Origin of the sequence: Vreelandella lionensis, from assembly GCF_002087295.1 — a bacterium.
Lineage (GTDB): Bacteria > Pseudomonadota > Gammaproteobacteria > Pseudomonadales > Halomonadaceae > Vreelandella > Vreelandella lionensis.
Window position 1 is genome coordinate 1 of record NZ_MWVI01000079.1, and the last position, 3973, is coordinate 3973.

The 3973-nt window shown below is 48.4% G+C and carries 2 protein-coding genes and 2 pseudogenes; 1 reads left to right on the forward strand and 3 read right to left on the reverse strand.

Going from position 1 to position 3973, the window contains the following annotated elements; translation table 11 throughout:
• Positions 1-57 precede the first annotated feature (57 nt).
• From B4967_RS11435 to B4967_RS11445, 3 genes and pseudogenes are all read right to left on the reverse strand, one after another.
• Positions 58-723, reverse strand: a pseudogene (locus B4967_RS11435) (fumarylacetoacetate hydrolase family protein).
• A gap of 128 nt (positions 724-851) precedes the next feature.
• Positions 852-1835 (reverse strand): annotated as a pseudogene (gene thpD / locus B4967_RS11440) (ectoine hydroxylase).
• Positions 1836-2156: 321 nt separating this feature from the next.
• Positions 2157-2960 carry a Crp/Fnr family transcriptional regulator gene (locus tag B4967_RS11445; RefSeq protein ID WP_083025294.1) on the reverse strand — a complete coding sequence of 268 codons (804 nt, stop codon included), beginning with the start codon at positions 2958-2960 and terminating at the stop codon, positions 2157-2159.
• A 427-nt stretch (positions 2961-3387) separates the two neighbouring features.
• Between B4967_RS11445 and B4967_RS11450 the strand changes: the two genes are divergently transcribed.
• Positions 3388-3963, forward strand: a complete 576-nt coding sequence (locus tag B4967_RS11450; protein ID WP_243470535.1) for an ATP-grasp domain-containing protein — start codon at positions 3388-3390, stop codon at positions 3961-3963.
• Positions 3964-3973 lie beyond the last annotated feature (10 nt).

Sequence of the window (3973 nt, forward strand, 5' to 3'; positions counted from 1 at the left end):
AGGCCACCGAGCGTATCGGTGGCCTTTGTTTTGCGTGCTGAACCCGTGAGCGGGTCGTTACTCAACGACGCTGGTCGAAATCTCCAGGCCGCCAGTCAGCGTTAAGCGTAGCGCGCGCCGCGGGGTAGCTCGCCGACTCCGGCAGGCGTGCCGGTCAAAATCACATCGCCTGGCTCCAGGGTGAAGTGACGGCTCATTTCTGCCACCAGCGTGGGAATAGCAAAAATCATATCCGCGCCTTCGCCGTGCTGGCGCTCTTCACCGTCGATTTCTAGGGTGAAGGTCAGCGCGTTCCAGTTAGGCACGCGGCTCACCGGCAAGAAAGGCGACAGCGGGCAGGCGCCATCAAAGGCCTTGGCGATTTCCCAAGGGTGGCCTTTCTCTTTTAACTTGGTTTGCACATCGCGCAGGGTTAAATCCATCGCAAGGCCAATGCCTGCAATGGCACGCTCGGCTTCATCTTGCGTGGCGTGGGTGAGGGTCTCCCCCACCAGTAGCGCCAGCTCGACTTCATAATGAACATCGCCTCGCGAAAATGGCGGGTCGAAGAGGCTTGGTTAAGTCCACCACGCTAGTGGCGGGCTTGATGAACAGCAGCGGCTCACTGGGAACCGGGTTATCCAGCTCTTTGGCGTGGTCGGCATAATTGCGGCCGACGCAGACGACTTTGCCCAGCGCGTGGGGAAACTCCTGGCCATCGGTAAACTGTGGAACAAAACGCATGGCGGGTCTTCTCCTTCTCATTATGCGTGCCGCATTCGCAACGACAGGCGCATTAGTCTACCCCAGCTATGCGTATGTTCCACAGTACCACCACCGCTTTTCCAAGGCGCAGGCCAGCCCCCCCCCGTTTACGCGCCTGGATTCCAGCGCTCATCTGGACCGTGGGCCAAGAACGGCGGGCGCTGCTTGGGAGCGGCAAATGGCTCTACACAGCGGGTATCAGGCCGGTTAAACACGAAAAACACGTTACTACGCGGATCCGGCGAGAGGTTGGCGTTAGACGCGTGCAGCGTGTTGCGTCAAACAGCAGCAGGCCGCCCGCTTTACCTTTAGGTGCATCAATCCCATATTTACCGACCAAATGGGTCAGTGCCTCTGGGCTTGGTACGCCTATCTCTTGGGCTTTCAACGAGCTTTTATGGTTATCCTCTGGCGTTTCCCCTAAGCAGGGCACAAATTCCATGTGCGAACCGGGGGATCAGCATCAGTGGGCCGTTAAACTCGTGGTTATCGGTCAAGATCAGCGATGCACTCACCGCATGCATATTGGGCATGCCATCTTCCGCGTGCCAGGTTTCAAAATCCGAGTGCCAGTTAAATCCTTTACCCGCAAACCCCGGCTTGTAGTTAATACGCGACTGGTGCACGTAAGGGTCATCGCCAATAATTTGCCGTGCCGCACCGGCTAAGCGCTCATCGGTGGCAAGCGCGCCCAACCGTTCGGAGAGCTTATGAACCGCAAACAGCGAACGAATCTCATGGCTTTGCGGCTCCGTAACGCTGAAGTCCTGGTCACGGTAGGCATCATTGCTCATCAGCTCGTTCATCTCCTGGCATAGCGATTCCAACTCTTCACCACTAATCAGGTTGGGGATAAACAGATACCCATTGCGCTCAAACTCGTCCAACTGCGCCTGGGTAAGCGGCCCCGGCAGTTGACGCCCTTTCACTACCCCATCACGGCGGGGCTGAGTCAGGGATTTGGGCGCTTGGGCAAGACGCGTTGGGTAACCATCCGCTACCTTTGCGTTCCCCGTCGAGGGCATATCGGCCATTTCGCTATACTGCTTATGGGCCGTTACGTTATTAAGAGGTGTATTGCTGACTGTCATCTAATCCACTCCTTGTATGATTAAACTTCAGTTAAAACGTGTCTCATTTAGAAACACAGCGCAGTAGGTAGGGTAGCTAATACCCTTGCGCTTGCAACCTAAGATGTCTCCTTTCATAACGTGGGTTATGACATTTATTCAAATGTCATACTATACGCCTAAAAAGTAGCAATGAAAAACCACTTATAAAATATAGCTATGCTGAATAAGCTTAATATTTGATAGCACTTATGGCGGCATTTTATTAACACAACCGCCAGACCTAAAAAAACCAGAACAGCCTCTTCAAGCACCGCTCTGGTTATTTTAGCGATAAAGTTGCTAACCAAGGCATAGATGCCCGTATATAAAATCGCTGTCAAACCCGGTGTTACGCGTCATTTCTTCTGATTGCAATAACTTGATACTACTGCGGGTTTTACGAATTAACTTTTTCTGTTCCAGCGCTGTCATACAGCGGCTTACGTGGACACTTGTCATACCTAATAGCTCACCCACGACATCTTGAGTAACAGGGAATGCAAATACATTACTATCCAACAGTCCTTTAAAATTAAAACGGGCATAAACTTCTAACAGGAAATGCGCAACGCGTTCTTCAGAACGATGATGAGTACAGCTTCTTAACCGTTCGATGGTAATATTGTCATTTACCATAACATAAGAAGTAATCGCCTTTCTTATTTCCTCATTGGTTTTAAAAAGCTCATGCAAGTCATCAACAGATACTTTTTCAAGTTTACAATTAGTTAAAGAAAGAATAACTATATCATGACTTTCAAAAAAGCTTTCTCGCATACCAATAATATCGCCAGGCATAAAGACGTTACATATATCTTGTCCTCTGGTGCTGGTCGCGTGGGAAAGGCTCGCCCATCCCTCTTTAACTACGAAGATATCGGCGCGACCTTCACATAACGAGAACACCTTTTGGTTGCGTCGAAGCTCTACGGGCTTATGCCGGATGTTAGCCAACGCCTCTCGGGCATCGGCTCCCAGCTCGCCATAAAGGCCTAATACTTCACTTATTCCTATACAAGAGCTATCACTACTTAAGCCGCCGTGTACACCTTTGCGATTTCTATCTTCCACTTGTTTGCACTCTTCTGCAGTAACCTTATTCATCTCTACACTCCTTTGTAGTTAGACAAAAGCTATACTCACCAGGAATTTTTTATAATGCCGATATATATAAAGGAAGATAACGCGACAAAAATATAGACAAATATAAATAACTAAACAAGATGGTTTTATAAACCACGCTAACAAAAGTCAAAAAACCATTGATTATTAACATTTGTTAATTTTTTCGACCTCCTCAGAAAATGCAACCATACCTTTCAGCCTATATCAAACTAGCTTTCATAACAAAAGCAAAAACAAAAATACTTACCGATACATTCATTTCTGAATCTAACTCACTAATAGTGTTACATAAATTAATTATCTCCCTTTCAAACTTATTCGACCTGGAAAAGAGAAAAGGCTTTTCATACGCTCAAGGGTGGGCAATAGGGACAATTCGCCTAATCAACCACTAATGGAGTAGCGCATGAAACGCAACGTTTTTGTTATTGCTTTAGAAGATAAGCAAAAAACCGCCATGCAAACACTAAGAGAGAGAAAGGACTTAGAAATTCATGGTTTATTAGATGTGGACACAGCAGTTGAAGCAGACAAAGTGTCTTTTAATCAGCTACTTTCATCAGCCAAAGAGCAACTTATTGTGTTCCCTGGCACTATCGATGCGATTATCGCTCAGTGGGACTTTCCTACTAGCGTTATCGTGCCTATTCTTTGCCAGCACTACCACCTTCCCTCACCTTCTATTACGAGTGTTTTAAAGTGTGAGCATAAATATTGGAGCCGCCTTGAGCAGCAAAAGGTAGTTCCTGATGTGGTGCCCAACTTTTGCGGCATTGATCCTTTCGCTGATAACCCACTGTCACAGGTAACGCTCGACTACCCGTTTTGGCTCAAACCGGTGAAGGCCTTCTCTTCCCATTTGGGGTTTAAAATCGAGAACCAGCCCCAGTTCGAGCAGGCCATGGAGGAAATACGCGCGGGGATTCGCCAACTAGGCGACGCCTTTAATGAAGCCCTTGCTTACATAGACCTGAATCCGTGAAGCCGGCGCC